A 20,624-nucleotide genomic window follows, 5' to 3' on the forward strand; every position below is an offset into this window, starting at 1 on the left:
CGGCCACCGTCACGTTGGCGGCGAGTCGGGTTTGTCGACGAATTCGCGCGGCTTCATGCCCGACTGCATCAGCTCGGCACGCCGCGCCTGCACGTCGGTCGCGGCGCCGACCATATTCGTCAGGATGTGACTGACCTGCAGATGCACCCGCATGCCCATCAATTCCCACGCGCGCTTGACGTTGTTTTTGACCGCCATCAGTGTGGTCAACGGGATTTGGGCGATCTTGCGTGCCATCTCCTCCACGGTGTCCTCGAGCTGATCGCGCGGCACCACCCTGTTGAGCAGGCCCCACTCCAGGGCCTGCTGCGCGGACAGGGTCGGCGCCAGCAGCAGCCAGTCCATGGTGCGATGCCAATTCATCAACAGCCACGGCTCGATCATCGTGTGACCGCCGGGCTCGCCGAGGCTTTGGGCAAGTGGCATCTGGAAATACGCGTCCTCGGAAGCGACACAGAAGTCGGTCAGCAAGCCGAGATAGATCCCGCCGCCCATGCAATAACCGTGGATCTGCGAGATGGTCGGCTTGGGGAATTCCCACAGATACAGCGTCGGCCACAAAAAGAGATCGGCGGTGCCTTTGTACAGATCCTCGAAGGTGTCCCCGAAATCCGGATAAGGGTTTTCATCCGGGCCCCAGCGCGCCACGTGGCCGCCGCAGAATCCCTTGCCGTTCGCCTTGAGAATGACGACCTTGATGTCCTTGTCGCGGTCGGCCTCATGCAGGCAGCTGTCGACCTCGCCGACCAGGACCGCGTCTTTCGTGTTGGCCTTGTCCACCCGGTTCAGAATGATCCGCGCAATCGGCGGTTCGCGTTCGTAAATGACCGCTTCCAGGACGCGCCGCTCCATCCTGGTGACATTACCGGAGACCGCAATGATCCGAATTCGCTTTGTGGTTGCGCAATGTTCGCGGGAGGAGTGAAGTGTATAGGGGCGCTGGACTAGGCCGTGACGAATGGAGCTGGGATGACGACTCCGTCGGACCGAGCGGCACAGCTCGCCCTGATAGCCCGGCTGCAGTCCTCCTACCCCGAACTTCCCGACGCTCCCACGCCGGATCTCATTGACCACGAACACTTCACCGCCTACGTCAAGACTCCCCACGACGTGGGCGGCGAGCCGGACGCGCCCATCGAATACGAGAACAAGCAGTACGAGATCTGGGAGCACAACACCTACGTCATGTGCGAGGTGCTCGGCTGGCGTGGGATCTGGTTGTCCGAGGAACGACGTCGGATGGGCAACGTCGACGTGGGCCGCACCATTTATCTCGGCCTCCCCTACTACGCGCGGTGGCTGCTGGCGGTCGCACGCGTCCTCGCCGAAAAGCACCACGTCGGCGTCAGTGAATTGGCCGAACGCATGGCCGAGGTCAAGGCCCGCTATGCGGAAGGCCTGCGCGGAAAACCGTTGGAGGCCAAGCCCAAGTCCGAGGGCGACCCCGCCGCCGTCACCCGCAACCGACACCACCTCCATGCCGTCGGCAAAGGCGATCCTCAGGTGTTCGCGGGCCGGGCCGGCACGCCGAAGTTCAACGTCGGCGACAAGGTGGTGGTGCGGGAGCTGCCCGTGCTGCTCTACACCCGCACCCAGGAGTACGTGCGCGGCGCGACGGGCGAGATCGTGGTCGTGTCCTACGAAAGCCCCGCCGCCGAGGACGAAACCTGGGACGGGCCAGACCAACAACCCGAATGGTTCTACATCGTTCGGTTCAACCTCTCCGAGTTGTGGCATGGCTACACCGGACCAGGCAACGACACGCTGCAGACCGAGCTCCCCGAGCGGTGGCTCGAGTCGGCCGAATAGCGTCGGAAAGGACCGCAGCATGACCGCCCACGAGCACGACCACGAGCGCACGGCCGCGCCCATGGTGGACGAGATCACCGACTTCGAGGTCCTCGAGATCGCGCTGCGCGAATTGTGCATCGAGAAGGGGATTTTCACTGCCGAGGATCATCGCCGCTTCACCGAATTCGCCGAACAGATCGGCCCCACTCCGGCGGCGCGCCTGGTGGCGAGAGCCTGGCTCGACCCCGACTTCAAGGAGTTGGTGCGCTCGGATGCGCTCGCCGCCAGCAAGGAGGTCGGCGTCGACTGGCTGGAACCGACCGGATTCGGAACGCCGAGCGACTTCACCGCCCTGCACGTGCTGGAGGACACCCCGACGCTGCATCACGTGATCGTCTGCACGCTGTGCTCGTGCTACCCGCGCCCGATCCTGGGCAATTCGCCGGAGTGGTACCGCACACCCAACTATCGCCGTCGCATCGTGCGCTGGCCGCGTCAGGTACTCGCGGAATTCGGCCTGATCCTTCCGGAAGACGTCGAGATCCGGGTGGAAGATTCCAACCAGAAGCACCGGTTCATGGTGATGCCCGTCCGCCCTGACGGAACGCAGGGGTGGACGGAGGACCAACTCGTCGAAATCATCACGCGCGATTGCCTGATCGGCGTTGCGCTGCCCAAGCCGGGGGTGACGACCAACGTCATCACTCAGACGCGTCCGGCCATCCACCCCGTCGACGATTGATGCGAGCGAAGAGATGAGCACCGCGCACTCTCCGCATGCCGCCGAAGGCGAAGTCGTCGCGCCGCTGGCGAAAATCGTTGAGCGCAAACAGGTCTGGAGCCGCATGGCGGCCAAGTACGGCGTCGACAACCCGGCACCGCCCTGGAAGACGAGCCTGGACGGGATCTGTGATGCGCTCGACCACAGCGACCGCGGCGCGCAGCTGCTCGGTTTCGCCGACCGGCGCGGCGAAGAGGATGCCCTGTCGGCGACGGTCTACTCGGACCTGCCCTATCCGGAGAACCGGTTGGTGGCGTTGGCCCACTCGCTCGTGGTGCGCGGTGTCATCGACGAGTCGGAACTCGAAGACAGGCTGGCCGCGGTGCGTTCCCGGCTGCAAGCTTGAGCGAAGTCGAGCAAGTCCGGTGGCGATCCCGGTTTTCGAGGCTGGTTAGAGGATTGCCGTCCGATACGCTAGGCTGGCAGCAACGTTGGCTTCATGACACTGCATGCCAACACCGTCGTGGAACGCTTCCTCATCCCATTGGTGCCAGCCCAAAGCTCGCGCTTGTCACCTAGATGATCCGTGCATCCCGCACGAGCTTGTCTCGCGGCGATCGATTTTGCCATCCGGCAATCTCGCCACCTCGTGCCGATGCCGCGCGGCGTTGTCGCCTGCAGCACGGCACCACCGATGCCTGAAAGGCACCGAAAAGTGACTACCGACAAGACTTTCGCCGACCTCGGCGTGCGCGGCCAGCTGGTCGATGCGCTCGCCAAGCGCGGCATTACCCACCCGTTTCCGATTCAGGTCGAGACCCTGCCCGATACGCTCGCCGGACGCGACGTACTCGGTCGCGGAAAGACCGGCAGCGGTAAGACGCTGGCCTTCTCGATCCCGCTCGTCAGCCGGCTGTCGGAGGGAAACCGGCGCCGCTCGCGGCCGTCGGGGTTGGTGCTCGCGCCGACCCGAGAGTTAGCGACGCAGATCACAGCGACGCTCGAGCCGTTGGCGACGGCCTGCGGCCTGCGGATCACCACGATCTTCGGCGGCGTATCGCAAAGCCGCCAGGTCGCCGCCCTCAAGTCCGGAGTCGATATCGTGGTCGCCTGCCCGGGCCGGCTCGAGGATTTGATGAAGCAGCGGTTGATCAGCCTCGAGGCCGTCGAGATCACCGTCATCGATGAGGCCGATCACATGGCCGACCTCGGGTTCCTGCCCGGCGTCACCCGGATCCTGGCGGCGACCCCGAATGGCGGCCAGCGGCTGCTGTTCTCGGCGACCCTGGACAACGGCGTCGACAAGCTCGTCTCGCGATTCCTCCGGAACGAGGTGTTGCATTCGGTCGACGAGGCCAACTCGCCGGTATCCGAGATGACCCACCACGTCTTCCATGTCGCCAATGCCGACGCCAAGAAAGAGGTTGTGCACCGGCTCGCCTCCGGCACCGGTCGGCGGATCCTGTTCATGCGCACCAAGCACCAGGCGCGCAAGCTGGCCAGGCAGCTCACCGAGGCCGGTGTTCCGTCAGTTGACCTGCACGGCAACCTGTCTCAGCCCGCACGCGAGCGCAACCTGGCTATGTTCGCCTCGGGCGGCGCCCGGGTGCTGGTGGCGACCGACATCGCGGCGCGGGGAGTGCACGTCGACGAGGTGGAGCTCGTCGTGCACATCGACCCACCCAGTGAGCACAAGTCCTATCTGCACCGGTCCGGGCGAACGGCGCGGGCGGGTAGCGCCGGTGACGTCGTCACCGTGGTGCTACCCGAGCAGCGCCGTGACACGCAGATGCTGATGCGCAAGGCCGGCATCAAGGTCGCCCCTCAACAGGTGACCGCGGCGTCGGACGCGGTGCAAGCGCTCGTGGGTGAGGTCGCGCCGTACCAGGCGCCCGCACCCGCCGGGGCGCCCTCGCACACACCTCAGCAGCATCGGACCAACTCCGGCGGGCAGCGGCGCCGCCGTACCACCAGGTCGCCGAGGACCAATCCCACCCCCACCGAATCGGCGATGTCCCATCGCACGGGTGCGACCAAGCGGAGGCCGGATCGTCGCCGCTCGAGCCGTGCGCAAGGGAGTGCCGGTCAGCACGGTTCAGCGCCGGGCCAGTAGCCACGCCTGACCGTCGCCTTCGTCGGCGCCGAGCAGGTCCAGGCCTGCGAAGGCGGCGGGCAACTCGCCGGCCGCGGCGCGGAAGGGGCCGGGGCGCGCCCCGACCTCGCTCAGCGCGGCAATGGCCAGCAGACCGCCCGGTGCGAGTCGTTCGATGATCGCCCGGTCGAGGCGGGGATCGCGGAACTTGCAGCACAGGATGACGTCGACCGGGGTTCCCGCCGGCAGACCGCCGTCGAAATCGACGACGTCGAAGCGACAGCGGCCGCCCACCGCGGCGCGCTGGGCCAGCTCCCGCGCGTGGCTGATCGCCACCGGGGAGACGTCCAGCCCCACCACCTGCAGACCGCGTGAGGCCAGCCAGACCGAGCCGGTCCCCTGGCCGCAGGCGAGGTCGAGGGCCCTGCCGGCGGTGGGAAACAGATCCGCATGTCCCGCGAAGACGGCGGGCGGCGCAACCGAACTCAGCGATGGCGGACCCTTCGCCGCGTACCGTTCGTCCCAGCGATGCCGGTCCGCTTCGCCCATAGGCGCCACTCTAGAACGGCGTGCGCCGGTGACAGTCAGTCCCGTTTTAGACAGTTGTCCGTAAAAGGGCACCCGTGTCCGCACGAGCAGGCCGGCCGACCGCGATGGATGCTGTTGTTGGCGGCAGGTCCCGTTTCTACACTGGACGAGTGTCTAGAGATGCGTCGTTCCCGGTCGTCGTCGGGAAGGCGGCGGGTGCCGGTGCGGCCCGCCGCTCAGATCGCCGGCCCGGGCAGACCATTCGCAAGGTCCTCGATGCCGGGCTGGCGGAGCTGCGGGAATCCTCGTACGCGAACCTGACGATGCGCGCGGTGGCGACCCGCGCCGGGGTGTCGCCGGCCAGCGCCTACACCTACTTTCCCTCGAAAAGCGCGCTGGTCGCGGCGGTGTACCTGCGCTTCCTGCGCGACCTGCCGCTACATACCGACGTCAACGACACGACGAAGACCCGGGTCAGCGCGACCCTGCGGGACATGGCGGTGGTGGTCGCCGATGAGCCGGAGCTCACCGCCGCCTGCGGGGCGGCCCTGATGGCCGACGATCCGGCGGTCGCGCCGCTTCGGGAACAGATCGGCGAAGAAGTGTCCAAACGGATCGGGGCCGCGCTCGGTCCGGGTTGGCCCCGATCCGTCAAATCCACGCTGCAGATGACCTTTTCCGGTGCGCTGATGACCGCCCGGTTCGTCAGCTTCACCGAGATCTCCGGACAGCTCGACGAGGCCGTCAACCTCATCCTGGGAGCATCGGTCGCATGAATCGCTGCGTGCCAAGCGAGTCGGCGCGGCTAGCCCGTGTAGGCCAGCTTTCGTGCCGAGCTGCCGGTGCCGGCCCGGAGGAATTCACCGAAGCGCTGCTCGCCCAGCTCTGGCGAGGCCTCGCCCGCGCCGAAGGCGAGTTTCCCGGACACCAGGACCGCCGTGACCGTCTCGTCGTTGCGGTTCACCATCCGCGACAGCCCGCCGTAGGACTCGACCGGATGCTCGGCGTACCGCTCGAGTGACTCGTCGAGCTTGTCCGGATTGATGACGACGATGTCGGCGCGGTCGCCTTCACGCAGCGTGCCGGCGTCGATGTCGTACCACGCACCGAGTTCACCGGTGAGCCGGTGCACGGCGTGCTCCATCGACATGAACGGCCTGCCCTGCTTCTCGGCGTCGCGCACGTGGCGCAGCAGCCGCAGACCCGAGTTGTAGAACGCCATGTTGCGCAGGTGCGCGCCCGCGTCCGAGAACCCCATCTGAACGTTGGGACTCTGCGCAAGCTTCTTGAGCAATTCGGGCCGGTGGTTGGAGATCGTGGTGCGCCAGCGCAGCTTTTCGCCGTGCTCGAGCACCAGGTCGAGGAACGCGTCGACCGGATGCAGGCCGCCGCGGTCCAGACCCACCTGCCCGAAGGACTTACCGACCACCGATTCGTCCGGGCACGCCACGATGTCGGCATCGAAGAAGTCGCGGTGCCACACCCGGGGCCCGTACTTCTGGTCGTAGTCCTTGCGGAACTGACGCCGGTAGTCCTCGTCGCGCATCAGCTCGTTGCGGGTGATCTCGTCCTGCAGGTGCAGCGCCGCGGCACCGGAGCCGAACTCTTCGAAGATCACCAGCGAGATCCCGTCGGCGTAGACCTCGAACGGCACCGGCAGGTGCTGCCAGCGGAAATCCGCGCCCAGCGCGTTGACCATCCGCGCGAGCCAATCCATCAGATGGATGACCGGCGGCAGGGATTTCACATCTGCGGCCGACAGCAGGCTGGTCTTCAATCGCCGGCGCCCGACCCCGAGCGACGTCGCCAGCTGCGAGACGATCGACAGCGGGTTCTTGATGTCGGGGCCCGACTGCAGGATTTTGTTGCGCCGCCGCAGGATCGCGTTCAAGCGCCGGAGTTCACGCGGCTTTGCATAGGTCGACGGCAGCGTGCGCGACCGGCAGACCTCGCCGTCGAGTTTGTCGAACAGCAGTTGCTGCGAGGACAGCCCGATGAAACCTTCGTCGAGAGCCTCTTCGAGCATCGACTCCATCCGCGCGAGTTCGGCCGCCGACGGGCGAGTGTCCTTGCGGGTCGCCCGGTCCAGGCCCATCGTGGCGGCGCGCATGTCGGAGTGCCCGATGAACGCCGCGATGTTGGGGCCGAGGTTCAGCTGCTCGAGCGCGGTCACATATTCCTTGGGGTTGTTCCACGACCGGGCTTCGTTGAGCTGTTCGATGACGTAGCGCCGCGGGATGGCCTCGACGCGGCCGAAGATGTCGCCCGCGTCGACGTTGTCCAGGTACACGGTGGACAGCGAGCAGGAGCCCAGCATCACCGTCGTCACGCCATGCCGCAGTGATTCGGAAAGCGCTGGTTCACAAAGTGTTTCGATGTCGTAGTGGGTGTGGATGTCGATGATGCCGGGAATCACCCACTGACCCGTCGCATCGATGACCCGGGCCCCGGTCGTATGGAGTGGCCCCTTGGCGATGGTGACGACGCGGCCATCACGCACGCCGATGTCCCGCAGAGCCGACGGCCCGCCCGTCCCATCGAACCAGCGGCCGTTGGTGATCACGGTGTCGTACTGCATCGGTCGGCCTCTCTGTCGCGCCGGAGCCCTCCGGATCCGCAGTGATCATACATAATGCGCATATTGTCCTGCCGCGCTATCGGCGCACGACTCGGCGGTTAGCCAGCAACGATGGCGTCGCGACAGACGTTATGATCCAGCTGTGGGGTTCACCGGCCACGGGTTTGCCGCCCGTTAATCATGCGCAGTCACGGTTGGGCGGGAAACACGCCGGCGTCCGATGCGGAGGCGATCGAGCGCATCCTCGACGCCGCCGACAAGATCATCGACGAACGTGGCTCGGCGATGCGGATCGCGGATGTGGCGCGGGCACTGGGGGTGACCCGGCAGACCGTCTACCGATACTTCCCCGGGACGCAGGCCTTATTGGTGGCGTCCGCGATGCGGTCGGCCGACGGCTTCCTCGATCGCATGGCGGCCCACCTGGAGGGCGTCACCGATCCGGTGGTGGCCATCACCGAAGGAATGGCTTTTGCCGTCGAGGAGCTGGCCGCGGACAACCAGGTCGAGTTCGTGCTCAGCCAGCGCCACCGCGGCGCCCAGAAGGTTTCGATCATCTCCGATACCGCCCTGGCCTTCGGTCGTTCGATGCTCCATCGCTACGACATCGACTGGGAGCAGTACGGTTTCGATGAGGCCGGCCTGGACGAGCTGAACGAATTCTCGCTGCGGGTTCTGCATTCCTTCCTGACCGACCCGGGACGGCCGCCGCGCAGCGGTGCCGATCTCCGGCGCTACCTCACCCGCTGGGTAGGACCGGCGATCGCCTACCCGCAGATGGTCCGGGCCATGGATGCACTGGGCGCCGCGGAGCCGCCGCGAACGCGACGGCGCTCGTCGAAAGCCTCCTGACCGGCCGGGCGGGAGCGGCGATCTTGACCATACATATTCGCCATTATGTCCTGGCGTCGCGATGCGCGAATCCTCAACGGGCCGACGTTGTCCACCGATCGAAGGAGGCCTCGACGTGGTGGGTTTGGCACAGGTCGCGCTGAACAGCGCGCCCATCTTCGGTGGCGCGCTGCTCGCGGTTGCGGCCGGGCAGTTCCGGGGTCCTGATTACCGGGAAGCGATCAAGCAGGACATGGACCTGCTCGACCGACTGCCGCCCGAAGATGTCGACAGGCGCGCGGAATTGCGGCGCAGCATCGAGGGTCGCGTCGACGACCTGATCGATGCGGCGGACCGCAGTCGCGTGCTACGCCGGGCCGCACTGTCCTACCACGGCAACTGGCGAGACGGGGTTCTGCTGCTCTGTGCCGTGCTCTTCACGATCGTCTGGTGGGACGTCAGTCACAGCAGGGACAACTGGCTGCCGATGTTCGTCGTGTTGATCTTGCTGTGCGTGGTGGCCGCCGCCTACGCGTTCCGCGGCGCGCTGCACGGCGCCCGGTCCGCTTTCCGCGCGAAGCGAAAGGGTCACGCCCAGGGCTAGCGGGCGCCCGTCGGCGCGAGTCGTCGACTTGGAGGTCTTCGTCACATCCGCGGCGGTGGCCGACCGCTCAGCGCGCGCTTCCGGGCGTCCTGTGGCAGGATCGCGCTGTGCAGGCGCATCCCCTCGCTGTGTTGACTTGTGCTGTGCTGTCGCCGATTTGGGCTCTGCTCGTCGGCCCGGTCACGGCGGCGTCCGCGGATCCATGCCCCGACGTCGAGGTGGTGTTCGCCCGGGGCACCACCGAGCCGCCCGGTGTCGGCCGCATCGGCCAGAACTTCGTCGACACCTTGCGCTCACACGTCGGCGGCAAGTCGGTCGGCGTGTATCCGGTCAACTATCCGGCCACCACCGACTTCCCCACGGCCGCCGACGGCATCAACGACGCCGGCAGTCACGTCGAACAGATGGCGGCGAATTGCCCCCGCACCAAGATGGTGCTGGGTGGCTACTCGCAGGGCGCCGCGGTGATGGGCTTCGTCACCGAAAGTGCTGTCCCGGACGGCGTGCACCTGGTGCAGGCGCTACAACCGATGCCGGCCGAAGTGGCCAACCACGTGGCGGCGGTGGCGCTGTTCGGCAAGCCGTCGAGTCAGTTCATGAGCATCATCAACCAGCCGCCGGTCAACATCGGGCCGCTGTATTCGGCAAAAACGCTCGAGTTGTGTGTCCCCGGCGACCCGGTCTGTTCCGGCGCGGGCAACCCCGCCGCGCACCGTCAATACGTCGAAGCCGGGATGGTCGACCAGGCGGCCGATTTCGCCGCCAACCGGCTCTCGTAAGCCTCGCGCTCTTTCAGCGCCAGGGCCTGCCCTCACTCGGCCGCGCCACCGATCATGTCGTGCACGTCGCGCACGGACCACGGCGCGGCCTGATGGTGGTCGCGGTAGCCCAGCAGCCGCGGGGTCTGGCGGTCGAAGCTGCCGACGAAACCGCCTGCCGCAACCAGGATTCGGCCCGTCACGTCGCGCGATAAATCGCCGGCGAGATAGGCGTAGACCGGTGCGACGAACTCGGGCGGAGCGCTGTCGAGCGATGCCCGCATGGTCATCTCGTCGAGCAGCCCACGGCGGTGCAGATCTTCGATGTGTTGTTCGTATTCGACTCCGGTCGACAGGCGTGTCCTGGCGCCGGGGCACACCACATTGGCCCGCACGCCGTAGGGCTTCAGTTCGGCGGCGATGGCCATCGTCAGGCCGTTGACGGCGCCCTTGCCGGCCGGATATCCCGTCCCGCCGTAGTCACCCAGATACGCAACCGAACTGGTGTTGACGATGGCTCCGTGCCCCTGCTCGGCCAGCACCGGGGCGGCCGCCCGGCAGGTGTGGAAGGCCGTGCCGAGGTGGCCACTGATCAGCCGGTCGAACTCGTCCGGGGTGATGGTCAGGATCGACGAGCCGGGGGGTTCTGCGATGCCGGCGCAATTGATCAGGGTGTCCAGTCGCCCGAACGCGCTGAGGCATTTGTCGACGAGCGATCGCGCGACGCGCTCGTCGTCAGCGGCTCCGACCACCGCGGTGGCCCGCCCGCCCGACGCGGTGATCGTTGCGACCGTTTCTTCCACGGCGTGTTCGTCACGTCCGTTGACGACTACACAGGCGCCCAGGCTGCCCAGCAGCTCTGCGACCGCTCGTCCGATGCCGCGACTGCCACCCGACACCACCACAGCGCGCCCATCGAGCGCAGCCTCGGTGCCGCTCATCGCCCGCTCCGGTGGGTGCGCCGGCGAGGACCACGTAAAGCGTTGCGCGCGAATCGCTCTCGCGGTCGGGTGTAGCCGGCGCGGCCGGTCGATGTCGCGAACATTAGGCGAACAGTACCCAGCCGGACCAGGAAATGAGAACCAACGCCGGCTATTGCGGATCACGGACCCGTCAGCAATCTCTACCAACCGGATGATTGGGCGCGCGGCGGCGCCCGCCCCGCTGCACAATCGCCGCCTGGGTCGGCCGCCGGTGCACCGGCGTTCTCCCCGCCGGCAACCGGCCCGGCAGGCCGCTCGCACAGCGGGGTGAACCAGGTCACCGCGACGGCGCGCAACCCTGATTCGATCGCCGGTCGGGTTTGCCGACGACGACAGGACCGGCGTCACCGCTCGACGGAGGAGCACGACGCCGCACGTCGGAGGCGATCACGCAACCGGCGCGATGCCGTCGCGCCGCGACCGGGGGCTTGCTGGCGCCCCACCCGATCGCGCCGGCCCCGCGCGGAAAAGCCCCCGATCCGCTGCGGCGACCCGCGCCGGGTGAGGCGAAGGGGCGTATAGTTTCCAACGAAGTCCGTAATGGACGTGTCGCCGTTTAGCTAAAAGCGGTCCAGCAGCCGCACGGCTACTGAGCTTGGTATGGCTCCGGCGAACAAGCCCCAGTCAACTCCCCGCTCCTTCGTGCGTGGTTAACGACCCGTCCGGCGGATTGAGATGCAGGGGGGCGAGATGTGCACAGAGCTGCAACCTCCCATTGCACACGACTCGAGGGGAGAGTCAGCATGCAAACTTGTTTTCGCGCAACCGTTTACACGATTTTTCGAGTGAACGCGGGGTGCGCCAGCCGATGACCAATGTAATTTCAGCAACCCGACCCGCTCCGCCACCTACCACCAAGACCGACGATTCGTACGACGATGTAGTCGAGATGTTTCTGGCGCTGCACCAGTTGCCCGCCGAATCGCACGAGTACGCCCACCAGCGCGAACGCATCGTTTCTCGATGCCTGCCGCTGGCGGACCACGTGGCCAGCCACTTCGCCCGTCGGGGCGAAGGTCTCGAAGACCTGATTCAGGTCGCGCGGCTGGGGTTGATGAACGCCGTCAACCGATTCGACCCCGCCAAGGGGCCCAGCTTCATCGGGTTCGCCGTGCCCACCATGATGGGCGAGGTCCGGCGCTACTTCCGCGACTACAGCTGGGGAATGCGCGTCCCGCGGCGGTTGCGCGAGTTGCACGTGCAGATCAGCAGGACCACCGCGGATCTGTCCCAGCGACTGGGGCGCGCGCCCACGGCGGGCGAGCTGTCTCAGGTGCTCGAGGTACCGCGCGAGGAGATCATCGAATGTCTCGTCGCGGGCGACGCCTATCGGCTCGACTCCCTGGATGCACCGCTGGGCGCCGACGGTTCGGGAACGCCCCGCTCGGTGGCCGACTCGGTCGGCGACATCGATCCACAGATCGAGCACATCACCAATCGGGAAGCGCTGCGGGTGCTGGTTGCCACCCTCCCGCAGCGTGAACGCGAGGTGCTGGGCATGCGGTTCTTCGAATCCATGACGCAAAGCCAGATCGCGGAGCGGATCGGCGTGTCACAGATGCAGGTATCCCGCATCCTGGCAAACACGCTGAGCAGCCTGCGCGATCAACTCGAGTAGCAGGCCAGTTCCCCCAGGACGCTGCGCGGCATACCCTGCCGCGCAGCCCTGTACTGTGCGATCGAAGGACGATCCGACTTTGTCGCCAGGAAGACCTGGAAGGGAGCTGGATGCGATGAGGATGTCACGAACGGTGATCGCGGGTGTCGCAGCGACGACGGCACTTGCGATATCGGTGGCCGGCTGTGGGGGCAACAAGCCGCAGCCGTCGCCGTCGAAGTCCGGATCGGCCACCTCGGCAACCTCGGCTCCGAGCAGCCCCGGCTCGGCACCGGCGTCATCGGCGCCGGCCCAACCCAACGAGTACGACAAGCTGCTCATCCAGCCCAGTGACATCAACGCCCCGGTCCCCTTCACGGCCACGCCCCCGACCGGCAACCCCAACGGCCAGCCGGGCGTGGCGACCACCTTCAAGGACGACGACGGTAGCCACGCGATCAAGGTGACTATCCAGGTCTACGACGACCCCGACTCCGCCACGAACGCGTTGAACGCCGCGAAGGGACAACAGGGCGGCGTGATCAAGGATCCCTCCACGCAACCGTCGAACATCGGCAGCGGCGGAACGATGCTGATGGGCAACGCCCCGGACCGCAGCAAGGGTGCGGTCATCCTGCTCTTCACCGAGGGCAAGGCGTTCGCCACGCTGGAATTCGACGGCCCGACCGACACGCTGGCCCCGCCGGACTTCGTCAACGACGTCGGCCAGAAGCAGGATGCGGCCATCAAGAAGGGGCTCGGCAGCTAGCCGCTGCGCCACCACCATCGGGGGGACGCCATGAACGTCATCAACGGCATGCCGGCGCACGCTTTGCTGCTGCATTTCGTGTTGGTGCTGGTGCCGCTCACCGCCCTGCTGGTAATCGCTTGCGGGTTATGGCCGGCGGCGCGGCGCGGGCAGCTGATGTGGCTCACGCTGGTGCTGGCCGTGGTCACCATGGTGTTGACGCCCATCACCATCAACGCCGGCGGATGGCTCTACGGCCTGAGAACGAATCCGAGCCCGATCCTGCGCGAACACGCCGAGCGCGGCGGCCTGATGACCTACTTCTCCGCCGCGCTGCTGGTCGCGGCTGTCGTGCTGGTCGTGGTGCGGGTGATCGAACGCCGGTCCGACAAGGGCCGCGTCGCCACCCGGATACTCGTCGCGATTCTGGTGCTGGCGGTGGGGATCGCGTCGATGGTCCAGATCTACCGCGTGGGCGACGCCGGTGCGCAGTCGGTCTGGGGCACCGAGATCGCGCGCCTGACGAAGAACCACCCGGGCTGACGACGCCACTCGCGGCAAAACCCGTCGGCGCGCGCGGGCGAGCGCCGTCGGAGTAACTGCCGTGCGCTAACCACGTTTCGCGACATGGGTGCTTCCGTTGCGTTACCGTTTGCGGTGTCGAAGCCGGGGGCGGAAGGAAACGTCCATGAGCAAATTTTTCAGGCTTGCCGTCGGGGTGCCGTTGACGCTGGCACTGGCCGGCGCGACGGTGCTGGGCTGCGGCAACGGGTCGAAGTCAACGCCGGCCACATCGCCGGCCACGTCGCCGTCGGTCGCCTCGAGTTCGCCCGGGCACGCCGCGACATCGACGCCCGCGCCCGCCCAGCCCTCCGACTACACGCGGTTGCTCATCGCGCCAGGCGATATCAACGCGCCCGAGGTCTTCACGGCCACCCCGCCGATCAACAACCCGAACGGTCAACCGGGCGCCAGCACCACTTTCAGCAACAACGACCGGACGCACGTGATCGCTGACAGCGTTCAGGTCCTGTCCGATCCCGCCGCCGCGCAGCGCGCGCTGGAATCGGCAAACTCGACGCATGACGGTTACGTCCACGGGGCGCCCGAGCCGATCGCCATCGGCACCGGGGGCACCACGATCTCGGGCCCCTCGCCCGACGGCGCGAAGGGCGTGACCGTGCTGATGTTCACCGAGGGCAAAGCCTTCGTCGAGTTGGAATTCGACGGCCCGCCCAGCGCCCTCGTGCCGCCGGACTTCGTGACTGATGTCGGCCAAAAACAAGACGCCGCAGTCAAGAACGGACTCGGCGGCTAGAAACGGCGACGAAGACACTCACGGGGCCGGCGTGAGCAGAAACAGCCGGAACCGGCGCGCGCCGGCGCGTTCCTGGGCGAGGCGATAATTCGGCCAGGACGTCAGCGCCTGGGCCCACGCTTCGTCGCGCTCCGCGCCGCCGAGCAGCCGCACGGACGCCACGAACCGGTGGCCCCGACGGCGCACCGTGACCCGTTGCGCCGCTTTCAGATTCGCCGACCAGGACGGGTGGCGCACGCGGCCCCAGTTCGATCCGACCAACAGCAGGCCGTCGCGAAAGGGTACGTACTGCACGGTTGCGCTGCGGGCGAGACCGGTCTTGCGGCCCGAGAGGGTGATCCGCACGTTGGGCACGCCGGCCAGATCCAACGCGCCGAGCCGTCCACTGGTCAGGAACCGAAGCACGGCTTCGAGCCCCTCCACGATCTGGCGACCGTTGAGGACCAGCACGCGGTAGGCCGTGGGGTTGCGCGCCAGCCGCTGCAGCGGATTCATGGGCATGACTGTATTCGCTGGGCGCCGGGCCAGGGCGTCACGGCGATGAAATGCCGCTAACGAACCAAGGTTTCGGTGCGCACCCGAAACGCGGCCCGCCCGGCTAAATAAAGCGCTTGATTTAATACGGGGCGAGGTGTTCACTGAGGCGATGACTGCCGAACGGGCCGCTCGGTCCGACAGGTCGACGGGCACCCGAGAGGCGATCCTGTCGGCCGCCGAGGTGCTTTTCGCCGAACGCGGTATGTACGCCGTGTCCAACCGGCAGATCAGCGAAGCGGCCGGCCAGGGCAATAACGCCGCGGCGTGCTACCACTTCGGCACCAGGGTCGACCTGCTCCGCGCGATCGAAAGCAAGCATCGAGAGCCGATCGAGGAGCTGCGCGCCCAGATGCTGACCGCCATCGGTAATTCGACCGAGCTACGCGACTGGGTCGGCGCCCTGGTGCGCCCGTTGACCGATCACCTGTCCGCGCTGGGCACCCCGACCTGGTACGCCCGATTCGCCGCGCAGGCCATGGCCGATCCGACCTACCGCCATGTGGTCACCAAAGACGCACTGGCGTCGCCGTTGCTGGTGCAGACGCTCGACGGCATCAACCGCTGCCTGCCGGAGCTGCCCAAGCGGGTGCGTTCGGAACGAATGGTGATGGTGCGCAACCTGCTCATGCACACCTGCGCTGAGCACGAAGGCGCGCTGGCCGAACACGGACCGCGGTCGCGTTCGGCGTGGCCGGTGGCCGGCGAAGGGCTGATCGACGCGATCGTCGGCCTGTGGCGCGCGCCGGTTCACGTGGGCGCGGCCGGCGGCCAGCCGACACAGACGACCGCGCAGGCCGACAACCGAGGAGCACGATGACCGAAGGTTCCACCGCCACCGATATCCCGGAATTCCCGATGACACGGGCGCCGGGCTGCCCATTCGCCCCGCCTCCGCCGGTGCTGGTGCTCAACGCCGACAAACAGCTGAGCAGGGTCCGGATCTGGGATGACAGCACGCCGTGGCTCATCCACGGCTACGACGCGATACGCGCGCTGTTCACCGATTCCCGCACCAGCGTCGACGACCGGCTGCCCGGCTATCCGCATTGGAACGCGGGCATGCTGGCCACGGTGCACAAACGCCCGCGCTCGGTGTTCACCTCCGACGCAGAAGAACACACCCGGTTCCGCCGGATGCTGTCTAAACCGTTCACGTTCAAGCGAGTTGAAGCACTGCGGCCGGCGGTACAGAAGATCACCGACGACCACATCGACGCCCTGCTGGCGGGCCCAAAGCCGGGCGACATCGTCAGCACCCTCTCGCTGCCGGTCCCCTCCCTGGTCATCAGCGAACTGCTGGGCGTGCCCTACGAGGACGCGGAGTTCTTCCAGACCCTAGCCCAGCGGGGTATGGGCCGCTACGCGACCGAGGAGGACACCGCCCAGGGCGCCGCCTCGTTGGCGAAGTATCTGGCCAATCTGGTTCGGACCAAGATGCTTAGCCCCTCAGAGGATTTGGTGTCCGACCTGGCCGAGCGGGTCAACGCCGAAGAGATCAGCGTGCGCGAGGCCGCACAATTGGCCACCGGCGTGCTGATCGCGGGCCACGAGACCACCGCGAACATGATCAGCCTGAGCATTGCGGCATTGCTCGAACACCCGGATCAACGAGCGCTGCTGCGCGACACCGATGACCCGAAGGTCGTCGCCGCCGCGGTCGAAGAGCTGATGCGCTACCTGAGCATCATCCAGACCGGTCAGCGGCGAATCGCCATCGAGGACATCGAGATTGGCGGCGAGACGATCCGTGCCGGCGACGGCATCATCCTGGACGTCGCCCCGGCCAACTGGGATGCCCGCCAGTTCCCCAACCCGGACCGCCTCGACCTGCTCCGCGAGGACGGGCCGCACGTCGGGTTCGGCTACGGTCGCCACCAGTGTGTGGGACAGCAGCTGGCCCGCATGGAACTGCAGATCGTCTTGCCCACGCTGCTCCGCCGCATTCCGACACTGCATCTCGCCGTGCCGCTGAATGACCTGCCGTTCAAACATGATGCACTGGCGTACGGACTCTATGAGCTGCCCGTGACATGGTGAAGCCCGATCTGTCGCTGGACGTTCCAGATCTGCGTGGCAGGTTTGCCGTAGTAACCGGGGCCAACAGCGGTTTGGGGTTCGGGTTGGCCAAGCGGCTGTCGGCCGGCGGTGCCGACGTTGTGATGGCGATCCGCTACCGGGTCAAGGGCGAACAGGCGATCGCCGAGGTCCGTCGGGAGGTGCCGGAGGCCAAGCTCAACATCAGGCAGCTCGACCTGTCGTCGCTGTCCGGCGTCGCCACGGTGGGCGACGAGCTGATCGCAGAAGGTCGCCCGATCGACATCCTGATCAACAACGCGGGCGTCATGACGCCGCCGCAACGGCAAGAGACCAGCGATGGTTTCGAATTACAGTTCGGTACAAACCATTTGGGGCATTTCGCCTTGACCGGACGGCTGCTGGGTCTGCTGCTGTCCAACGCCGCCCATCCGGGCCTGACCAAGACCAACCTGCTCAGCGGTGCGTCGTACGGCCGCGCCACACCGACGTTGCAGGCCCGGCTGACGCGGCTGACATGGCGGGTCTGCCGGTCGACTTCCTGGCCGATGCGATCGCCGAGATCGGGCCACAGCACTGTCAGCGCGGACAGTCGGTGCGGACGGTGCTCGACGTCTACCGTGAACCCATGGCCGCGGTGGCGGGATCGCCGGTGCCCGGAGAGCGATTCCGGGCGGCCGTCCATGCCGCCGGGCGCGCGATCCCCCACCTGTCGAGGGAGCTGATCGACAAATACCTGGCCGACCTCCAGCGGATCGGTGTGCTGACCCGCTGAACGCGAACTGATCTGGAAAACGAAGGGACGACGATGTCCAGCCCAGCCCCAACGCTCTACCCCGAAGGCGTGATCGGTGCGCCCAAGGACCGGCGCGGTCACGCGGCGGAATTCAGCACCGGCCTGCCGGCGGGCACCGAGGTGTTCTCCGCCGACAACCACATCTCGGTGCGACAGATCAACGAGATCGGGATCGACAAGGTGATGTGGTCGTCCGATTACCCGCACAGCGAAAGCACTTTCGGCTATTCGGAGCGGTCGCTGGTCGCGGTGGTCGACGCGGTCGGTCCCGAGGACGCCGTTCGGGTTGTCGGTGGCAACATCAAAAACTTCCTGGGGATCTCCGCATGACGAATTCGGTTACTGCCCGCGCCTCGGTGCTCGACATCCCCGATGAGCCGGACTGGGCGCGCATGCGCACCGAGATCGGTGCGCGGCTGCGATCCGCCATGGCCGAACACGGTGTCGACGCCCTGATCCTGCTGATGAACGGCTATGTCGGCTACGCGACCGGTGCCAGCTGGCCCCTCCTGGACGCCGGCCTGTCACACGTGGAGCGCCCGGTCGCCGTCGTGCTCGCCGACGACGTGCATCCGCACCTGTTCATGCCGTTCCGCAGCGGGGCGTCCGCGGAGTATCCCGTGCCCGACGACCATCTGCACGGTCCCGCCTACCTCGAATTCGACCATGGTGTCGAGGATTTCGCGCGGAAGCTGGCCGGGATCGTCCCGCCGGGGGCCAACGTCGCCGTAGACGAACTCACCGGTGCGATGCGGCGGGCGGCGCCCAAGCTGTTTCCCGCGGGTGCGCCGACCGACGCGGCGATCGTGCTCGGCGCCGCGCAACTGGTGAAGACCCGCGACGAGTTGTCTTGTCTGCGTCGGGCGGCCCGCATCACCGAACGGGCGATTGTCGACGTGCAGCAGGCGTTGAAACCCGGTGTGCGTCAGATCGATCTCTCGGCCACGTTCGTGCGTCGCGCTTTCGAGCTTGGCGCCACCACCAACATGCTGGAGGCCATCTGGCAGGTGATGCCGAGCTCGCGGGAAGCCGGAGTGTGGACGACGCACGGCGATCTCGCGCTGCCCCTGCTACCGACGGATCGGGAGCTGGCCGCGGGCGACGTGCTGTGGACGGATATCAGCATCACCTACCACGGATACTGCTCTGACTTCGGCCGCACCTGGGTGGTCGGCGAGGCGCCCACGCCACGACAGCAAGACCAATTCCGTCAGTGGCGCACCATTTTGGACACCGTGCTCGCGGTCACCAAAGCCGGCGTGACCTCAGGCGACCTGGCGCGCGCCGCGATCGCGGCCAACGGCGGTCGCAAACCGTGGCTGCCGCATTTCTATCTGGGCCACGGCATCGGCACCTACCCCGCCGAAGCGCCGATGATCGGGACAGATCTCGGCGAGGAGTTCGACGACAATTTCGTCTTCCCGCCCGGCATGGTGCTGGTGCTGGAACCCGTGGTGTGGCAGGACGGCACAGGAGGCTACCGCAGTGAGGAGATCGTGGTGATCACCGAAGACGGCTACGCGCCGATCACCGACTACCCGTACACCCCCTATGGCGACTGAAGTTCTGCCCGACGAACGCGCGTTGCGGTCGGGCCGCAAGGAACGGGCGTTGGCCCAGATGGAGGAGCACGGCCTGGACATCCTGGTGCTTGGCCGGCAGGCCAACATCCGTTACGTCACCGGCGCTCCACAGCTGTGGATAGCCGGCACCCGGCCGTTCGGTCCGATGTGTGTACTGGTGCGCGCCACCGGAGACATCTACCTCAACAGCACCGACGACGAGGGCGTTCCGGAGGAGATCGGCCACGATCACCTGTACGGGCTGGCCTGGAACCCGATGACGCTCATCGACGTCCTGAAGAAGGTCGACGGCGCCGAGGCGGCGCGGCGGGTCGGAACCGACGCGATCACAGCGACTTTCGCCGCGCTGCTACCCGACGCGTTTCCGAATGCCGAGCTCGTCGACGCCGAGCCGGCGATGCGTGCGGCGCGACGCATCAAGACGCCCAACGAAATCGCGGCGATGGATCAGGCCTTGCGCGTCGCCGAACGCGGGTTGGCTACCGCCCTGGGCGAATTGGCGCCGGGCGCCGCGGAGCGGACGCTGACCGGGGTGATGATGGAGGCGATGGCCGCGGGCGGGGTGAGCACGCCGGCCACCCAGGACGCCGCATGGGTCACCTCGCGGGATCAGCCGTGGCGTCGCGCGGCCGCTCACGAGGTCCGTGCGGGTGATCTCGTCGCGTTCGCCGCCGGCGCGCTGGCGAATGGCTACGTCGCCGAGGTCGGCCGAACCTGGCCGGCCGGCGATGGCGTCACCGGTGAGGCACGTGCGCTCTTCGAGCGCTCGAACGGGTTGTACGACAGCATGCTTGCCGCGTGTCGTCCGGGCGCGTCCACACGCGATCTGCTCGCCGCATACGAGGCAGCGGGTGAGCCGGTGCCGCCGATGCCGGTCGCGCACGGGCTGGGGCTGGGTTTCGACCCGCCCGTAGTGTCCGCAACGCTCGTGGCCGCAGGCGAACACGACGTGCTCGAGGCCGGGATGGTGTTGGCGATCACCGGGTATGTGTGGCAGCGGGGGGCTGGCGCGGTGTTCCGCCGGGACACCGTGCACATCACCGAAGCGGGCTTGGACGTGCTGACCACCAGCCCCACGTGGAGTTAGCCGACTCGTTCGTCTGCGCCAGGACCGCACGACACCGA

At 67.1% G+C, this 20,624-nt stretch carries 22 protein-coding genes and 1 pseudogene; 18 read left to right on the forward strand and 5 right to left on the reverse strand.

Features of this window, described 5'->3' with window-relative positions; genetic code table 11:
* Positions 1–9: 9 nt before the first annotated feature.
* On the reverse strand, positions 10–852 hold the full coding sequence (locus tag B8W69_RS18945; protein ID WP_085291327.1) for an enoyl-CoA hydratase-related protein: 843 nt from the start codon (positions 850–852) through the stop codon (positions 10–12).
* A 117-nt stretch (positions 853–969) separates the two neighbouring features.
* Between B8W69_RS18945 and B8W69_RS18950 the strand changes: the two genes are divergently transcribed.
* The 4 genes from B8W69_RS18950 to B8W69_RS18970 all read left to right on the forward strand — a co-directional run bounded on the left by B8W69_RS18950 (position 970) and on the right by B8W69_RS18970 (position 4,625).
* On the forward strand, positions 970–1,809 hold the full coding sequence (locus tag B8W69_RS18950) for an SH3-like domain-containing protein (RefSeq protein ID WP_085291328.1): 840 nt from the start codon (positions 970–972) through the stop codon (positions 1,807–1,809).
* A gap of 19 nt (positions 1,810–1,828) precedes the next feature.
* Complete coding sequence (gene scnC, locus B8W69_RS18955; RefSeq protein ID WP_085291329.1) at positions 1,829–2,533, forward strand: thiocyanate hydrolase subunit gamma; 705 nt, start codon at positions 1,829–1,831, stop codon at positions 2,531–2,533.
* 13 nt (positions 2,534–2,546) lie between these two features.
* The gene (locus tag B8W69_RS18960) at positions 2,547–2,918 is read left to right on the forward strand and encodes a thiocyanate hydrolase (RefSeq protein WP_085291330.1); all 372 of its coding nucleotides are present in this window, start codon (positions 2,547–2,549) and stop codon (positions 2,916–2,918) included.
* Between the two features lie 309 nt (positions 2,919–3,227).
* A complete protein-coding gene (locus B8W69_RS18970) occupies positions 3,228–4,625 on the forward strand; it encodes a DEAD/DEAH box helicase (protein ID WP_085291331.1) in 1,398 nt (465 codons plus the stop codon).
* Here B8W69_RS18970 and B8W69_RS18975 read toward each other — a convergent pair.
* On the reverse strand, positions 4,608–5,153 hold the full coding sequence (locus B8W69_RS18975) for a class I SAM-dependent methyltransferase (RefSeq protein WP_085291332.1): 546 nt from the start codon (positions 5,151–5,153) through the stop codon (positions 4,608–4,610). The genes B8W69_RS18970 and B8W69_RS18975 overlap by 18 nt on opposite strands.
* 149 nt (positions 5,154–5,302) lie before the next feature.
* Here B8W69_RS18975 and B8W69_RS18980 point away from each other — a divergent pair, with 149 nt between their 5' ends.
* Positions 5,303–5,908: a TetR/AcrR family transcriptional regulator gene (locus B8W69_RS18980; RefSeq protein WP_085291333.1), complete on the forward strand. Its 606-nt coding sequence runs from the start codon at positions 5,303–5,305 to the stop codon at positions 5,906–5,908.
* A 29-nt stretch (positions 5,909–5,937) separates the two neighbouring features.
* Here B8W69_RS18980 and B8W69_RS18985 read toward each other — a convergent pair whose 3' ends face one another.
* Positions 5,938–7,710 carry an N-acyl-D-amino-acid deacylase family protein gene (locus B8W69_RS18985; protein ID WP_085291334.1) on the reverse strand — a complete coding sequence of 591 codons (1,773 nt, stop codon included), beginning with the start codon at positions 7,708–7,710 and terminating at the stop codon, positions 5,938–5,940.
* Positions 7,711–7,890: 180 nt separating this feature from the next.
* Here B8W69_RS18985 and B8W69_RS18990 point away from each other — a divergent pair, with 180 nt between their 5' ends.
* From B8W69_RS18990 to B8W69_RS19000, 3 genes are all read left to right on the forward strand, one after another.
* Positions 7,891–8,562 (forward strand): TetR/AcrR family transcriptional regulator, encoded by a 672-nt coding sequence (locus B8W69_RS18990; protein WP_085291335.1) that lies wholly within the window; start codon positions 7,891–7,893, stop codon positions 8,560–8,562.
* A 61-nt stretch (positions 8,563–8,623) separates the two neighbouring features.
* A complete protein-coding gene (locus B8W69_RS18995) occupies positions 8,624–9,145 on the forward strand; it encodes a hypothetical protein (RefSeq protein WP_181447438.1) in 522 nt (173 codons plus the stop codon).
* Between the two features lie 143 nt (positions 9,146–9,288).
* Positions 9,289–9,924: a cutinase family protein gene (locus B8W69_RS19000; protein WP_085291337.1), complete on the forward strand. Its 636-nt coding sequence runs from the start codon at positions 9,289–9,291 to the stop codon at positions 9,922–9,924.
* A gap of 32 nt (positions 9,925–9,956) precedes the next feature.
* Here B8W69_RS19000 and B8W69_RS19005 read toward each other — a convergent pair whose 3' ends face one another.
* Positions 9,957–10,844 carry an SDR family NAD(P)-dependent oxidoreductase gene (locus B8W69_RS19005; RefSeq protein ID WP_085291338.1) on the reverse strand — a complete coding sequence of 296 codons (888 nt, stop codon included), beginning with the start codon at positions 10,842–10,844 and terminating at the stop codon, positions 9,957–9,959.
* 850 nt (positions 10,845–11,694) lie between these two features.
* Between B8W69_RS19005 and B8W69_RS19010 the strand changes: the two genes are divergently transcribed.
* From B8W69_RS19010 to B8W69_RS19025, 4 genes are all read left to right on the forward strand, one after another.
* The gene (locus B8W69_RS19010; RefSeq protein WP_085291339.1) at positions 11,695–12,504 is read left to right on the forward strand and encodes a SigB/SigF/SigG family RNA polymerase sigma factor; all 810 of its coding nucleotides are present in this window, start codon (positions 11,695–11,697) and stop codon (positions 12,502–12,504) included.
* Between the two features lie 115 nt (positions 12,505–12,619).
* Positions 12,620–13,252 carry a hypothetical protein gene (locus tag B8W69_RS19015; protein WP_085291340.1) on the forward strand — a complete coding sequence of 211 codons (633 nt, stop codon included), beginning with the start codon at positions 12,620–12,622 and terminating at the stop codon, positions 13,250–13,252.
* 30 nt (positions 13,253–13,282) lie between these two features.
* Positions 13,283–13,774: a DUF2231 domain-containing protein gene (locus B8W69_RS19020; RefSeq protein ID WP_085291341.1), complete on the forward strand. Its 492-nt coding sequence runs from the start codon at positions 13,283–13,285 to the stop codon at positions 13,772–13,774.
* Between the two features lie 145 nt (positions 13,775–13,919).
* Entirely contained in the window at positions 13,920–14,549 is a 630-nt protein-coding gene (locus B8W69_RS19025; protein ID WP_085291342.1) for a hypothetical protein, read from the forward strand.
* Positions 14,550–14,567: 18 nt separating this feature from the next.
* On the opposite strand, the gene B8W69_RS19030 is transcribed toward B8W69_RS19025, so the two are convergent.
* Complete coding sequence (locus B8W69_RS19030) at positions 14,568–15,044, reverse strand: nitroreductase family deazaflavin-dependent oxidoreductase (protein ID WP_085291343.1); 477 nt, start codon at positions 15,042–15,044, stop codon at positions 14,568–14,570.
* A gap of 136 nt (positions 15,045–15,180) precedes the next feature.
* On the opposite strand from B8W69_RS19030, the gene B8W69_RS19035 reads away from it, so the two are divergent.
* The 6 genes and pseudogenes from B8W69_RS19035 to B8W69_RS19065 all read left to right on the forward strand — a co-directional run bounded on the left by B8W69_RS19035 (position 15,181) and on the right by B8W69_RS19065 (position 20,586).
* Entirely contained in the window at positions 15,181–15,903 is a 723-nt protein-coding gene (locus B8W69_RS19035; protein ID WP_085291344.1) for a TetR/AcrR family transcriptional regulator, read from the forward strand.
* Positions 15,900–17,123, forward strand: coding sequence for a cytochrome P450 (locus tag B8W69_RS19040; RefSeq protein WP_085291345.1), 1,224 nt, complete (start codon positions 15,900–15,902; stop codon positions 17,121–17,123). The genes B8W69_RS19035 and B8W69_RS19040 overlap by 4 nt, the downstream gene beginning before the upstream one ends.
* Positions 17,117–17,845 carry an SDR family NAD(P)-dependent oxidoreductase gene (locus tag B8W69_RS19045; protein ID WP_245843298.1) on the forward strand — a complete coding sequence of 243 codons (729 nt, stop codon included), beginning with the start codon at positions 17,117–17,119 and terminating at the stop codon, positions 17,843–17,845. Before B8W69_RS19040 ends, B8W69_RS19045 begins: the two co-directional genes overlap by 7 nt.
* A gap of 203 nt (positions 17,846–18,048) precedes the next feature.
* Positions 18,049–18,246 (forward strand): annotated as a pseudogene (locus B8W69_RS32275) (amidohydrolase family protein); the annotation flags it as partial.
* Complete coding sequence (locus B8W69_RS19060; protein ID WP_085291347.1) at positions 18,243–19,478, forward strand: M24 family metallopeptidase; 1,236 nt, start codon at positions 18,243–18,245, stop codon at positions 19,476–19,478. The pseudogene B8W69_RS32275 and the gene B8W69_RS19060, both read left to right, overlap by 4 nt.
* Positions 19,468–20,586: a M24 family metallopeptidase gene (locus B8W69_RS19065; RefSeq protein WP_085291348.1), complete on the forward strand. Its 1,119-nt coding sequence runs from the start codon at positions 19,468–19,470 to the stop codon at positions 20,584–20,586. The genes B8W69_RS19060 and B8W69_RS19065 overlap by 11 nt, the downstream gene beginning before the upstream one ends.
* Positions 20,587–20,624: the final 38 nt, after the last annotated feature.

Source organism: Mycolicibacterium vulneris (genome assembly GCF_002104765.1).
In the GTDB taxonomy this organism is placed as follows: domain Bacteria; phylum Actinomycetota; class Actinomycetes; order Mycobacteriales; family Mycobacteriaceae; genus Mycobacterium; species Mycobacterium vulneris.